Annotated in this window: 1 protein-coding gene; it reads right to left on the bottom strand. The window is 45.1% G+C overall.

What is annotated here, in order from left to right:
- On the bottom strand, positions 1 to 215 hold a 215-nt coding region (locus CWB77_RS17775), incomplete at its 3' end, for a GTP-binding protein (RefSeq protein ID WP_021033140.1).

Raw genomic sequence — 215 nt, 5'->3', positions numbered from 1 at the left:
GTATCGTACTCAACGTGTGAAGTTGAGATTGTGATACCACGCTCGCGCTCTTCTGGAGCGTTATCGATTGATGCGAAATCTTTAGCAACACCGCCGTATACTTTTGCAAGTACGTTAGTGATTGCTGCAGTTAGTGTAGTTTTACCGTGGTCAACGTGGCCGATTGTACCAACGTTTACGTGCGGTTTTACGCGTTCAAACTTTTCTTTTGCCAT

The sequence above is a fragment of the Pseudoalteromonas sp. S1610 genome (assembly GCF_005887465.1).
GTDB lineage: Bacteria > Pseudomonadota > Gammaproteobacteria > Enterobacterales > Alteromonadaceae > Pseudoalteromonas > Pseudoalteromonas undina.
The sequence above is the reverse complement of the archived record's forward strand: the minus strand, read 5'-3'. Positions and strand labels throughout refer to the sequence as shown.